Source organism: Streptomyces niphimycinicus (assembly GCF_018883605.1).
Classification (GTDB): domain Bacteria; phylum Actinomycetota; class Actinomycetes; order Streptomycetales; family Streptomycetaceae; genus Streptomyces; species Streptomyces niphimycinicus.
The window spans coordinates 1-2987 of the sequence record NZ_JAHLEM010000927.1; the positions used below are offsets into that span (position 1 = coordinate 1).

The following is a 2987-nucleotide window of genomic DNA, read 5'->3' on the forward strand; positions in this document are numbered from 1 at the left end:
CGGTTGGGCTGGATTCGCTCCCGAGCGGCTGGATTTCCCATGCGCCGGTTGGGCTGGATTCGCCCCGGGCGGCTGGATTTCCTTACGCGCCGGAGGGGGTTGGGCGGCGGGCGGGGGGACCCGGGGCGTGGCCCGGGACTCGAGCCCGGGGGCCCGGATATGCGCGTGCCCCGCGCCGCTCGTGGCGGCGCGGGGCATCGTACGCTCCGTTGGGACCTCGGGTCACCGGGACTGCTGGGCCGGGACGCCGCGGGTGGCCGCCTCGTCCTCGCCCGGGGCACCGGCCGCGGCCACGGCGGCGCCGGTCAGCGTGGCCAGCATCTCGCGGACGTTGGTGAGCTGGGCGTTGATGCTGTCGCGGCGGTTGGTGAGGGCCGCCAGCTCGCGCTCGGATTCGCTGCGGATCCGGTCGGCCTTGGCGTTGGCGTCGGCCACGATGTCCTCGGCCTGGCGCTGCGCGGTCTCCACCGTCTGGCGGGCGCGGCGCTCGGCGTCGGTGCGCAGCTTCTCGGCCTCGAGGCGAAGCTGCTCGGCGCGGTGCTCGATCTCCGCGAGCCGCTTCTCGGCCTTGGCCTGACGGGAGGCCAGGTCGCGCTCGGACTGCTCGCGGCGCTTGGCGAGGTTGGTCTCGAAGTCGGCAGCGGCCTGCGCGGCCTTGGCGCGGGTCTCCTCGAAGAGGGAGTCCGCCTCCTCGCGCTTGGACTGGGCGTCCTTCTGCGCCTCCTGGCGCAGCGTGGTCGCCTCGCCCTTCGCCTTCTCGACGATCCGCGCGCCCTCGTCCTCGGCCTTCGCCTTGCGCTCGGCGGCGAACGACTCGGCGTCGTTGCGGACCTGCTGGGCGGCCGACTCGGCCAGCTCACGGTGCTGTTCGGCGGCGCGCCGGGCCTCCTCGCGCAGATCCTTCGCCTCTTCCTCGGCGAGACGGAGGATCTTCTCGACCCGGGCGCCGAGCCCGGCGTAGGACGGCTCCGAATCGTTGATCTGGGCCTGAGCGTTCTGCGTTTCGAGGTGCAGCTCCTCGATGCGCTTTTCCAGCGAGGTGATGCGGGCCAGTGCACTGTCACGGTCGGCGACGAGCTTGGAAATGCGGTCGTCCACCTGACCGCGGTCGTACCCACGCCGCACGAGCTCGAAGCCGAAGGGGGAGGAAGTGTCGCTCATGGGGTTCCTGTCGAAAGAGACCGGTGAGGTGATAGAGGGAATCCTAGGGGTCCGAGCGGCGTGTCATCGAGTCAACGTCTGTTTGATCTGCAAGATGTCCAGCCTTTTGAGTGGCAGTAAGGCGGAGACCTCGTCACTCGTCGGGATGATACGGACATGCCGTGATGGACGCAGTCCGACGCGAGACTTACGCGAAATCGACGCGGACGGGCACAGCCGACCCTCGTCCCCCCGCATACGGCTACCCCTCCGACCGCTTTCCACTCCTCGTCGCACCCGCGCCTGCCGCCGTCTTGACTCCGTTGTTCTCCTTGCCGCCCGCGCCACCCGACGCGGGGGTCTCGAAGGATTCCAACGCTTCTAGCACGTCCTGGACACGGGAGATCTCCGCGTTGATGTCCTCGCGGCGTCGCTTGAGCAACTCGAGTTCGCGCTTGCCCTCGTCCACGATCTGCTGCGCCTCGTCCGTGGCCTGGTTCCGGAGCCGCTCCGCCTCCCGATCGGCCTCGGACTTCTTCTGCTCGGCCTCCTTGAGCAGACTCTCGGCCTTCTTCACCGCCGCGATCCGCACCCGGCTCGCTTCGCTCTCCGCCTCCGCGACCAGCGACTTGGCCTTCTCCTCCGCCTTCATGAGCTGCGCGGTGGCGGCCGCGACCAGCTTGTCGACGCGCTCGCCGGTGGCCTTCATCTGCTCCGCGGACTCCCGGCGGGCCCGCTGGTGCAGCTCCTCGACCTCGGCCTCGGTACGGCTGCGCAGCTCCTCGGCGCGCTCCCGGATGGCCGTGGCGTCGCCCCGGGCCTCGCTGAGCATCGTGTCGGAGTCCGTACGGGCCTTCTCCACCATGCCGTTGGCCTCGGCCGTGGACTCGGCGATCACCCGGTCCGCCTCCTGGCGGGCCACGCCCACCATGGTGTCGGCCTGCTCCTCGGCCGCGGTCGCCGTGCGCAGCGCGGCCTCCTGCGCCTCGGAGGTGAGCCGCTCGGCCTCCGCCGAGGACTCGGCGACCAGCCGGTCGGCCTGCTCGGCGGCGTCGGAACGCCGCTTGTTGGCGTCCTCGCGCGCCCTGTCGACCAGCCGGTCCGCCTCGGCCTGCGCCTCGTTGCGGATCCGCTCCGCCTCGGCCGCCGCCGCGGTCTCCACCCGTTCGGCCTCGGCCCGGATGCGCGCCGCGTGCTGCTGCGCCGAACCCACGGTCTCCGCGGCCTCGCCGCGCAGCCGCTCCGCCTCGCCGCTGGCCTCCGCGTGCAGCCGCTCGGCCTCGTTACGGGCCTCGGCGACCAGCCGGTCGGCCTGCTCGGCCGCCTCCGAGCGGATGTTGTTGGCATCCCCGCGGGCCTGGGCCCGGGTGCGGGCCGCGTCCTGCTCCGCCGCCGCCCGTGCGTCGGACGCCTCCGTACGCAGCGCCTGCGCCCGCGTAGTGGCCTCCGAGACCAGCCGCTGCGCCTCCTCCGTCGCGCCACCGACCAGCGTATCGGCCTGCTCGGCCGCCTCGGCACGGCTCTTGTGGGCCGACCGGCGCGCCTCGTCGAGCGTTTCGTTGGCCTCCGCGCGCAGCCGCTCGGCCTCGTGGGTGGCCTCGGCGACCAGCCGGTCCGCCTGCTCGGCGGCCTCGGCGCGGCGCCTGCCGGCCTCCTCGCGGGCCTGCTCGGTCAGCCGCTCCGACTCGGCGATCGCCTCGGCGACCGTGCGCTCCGCGAGCGACTTGGCGGCCTCGGACTCCTCCTGGGCCTCCTGCCGCACCCGCGTGGCGTCCTGGGCGGCGCGCTCGCGCTCGTCCTGGGCGTCCGCGCGGACCCGGTCGGCCTCGCCCTGCGCCTCGCCGCGC

The 2987-nt window shown here is 73.0% G+C and carries 2 protein-coding genes; both read right to left on the reverse strand.

Going from position 1 to position 2987, the window contains the following annotated elements:
* Window positions 1-222 precede the first annotated feature (222 nt).
* The gene (locus KN815_RS45565) at window positions 223-1161 is read right to left on the reverse strand and encodes a coiled-coil domain-containing protein (protein ID WP_078643689.1); all 939 of its coding nucleotides are present in this window, start codon (window positions 1159-1161) and stop codon (window positions 223-225) included.
* A gap of 241 nt (window positions 1162-1402) precedes the next feature.
* A partial coding sequence (locus KN815_RS45570; protein WP_507229932.1) for a polarized growth protein Scy-related protein occupies window positions 1403-2987 on the reverse strand: 1585 nt, incomplete at its 5' end.

Coding starts and splice junctions, on each gene's coding strand:
- KN815_RS45565 (WP_078643689.1), bottom strand. CDS start 1,161: ATGAGCGACACTTCCTCCCCCTTCGGCTTCGAGCTCGTGCGGCGTGGG.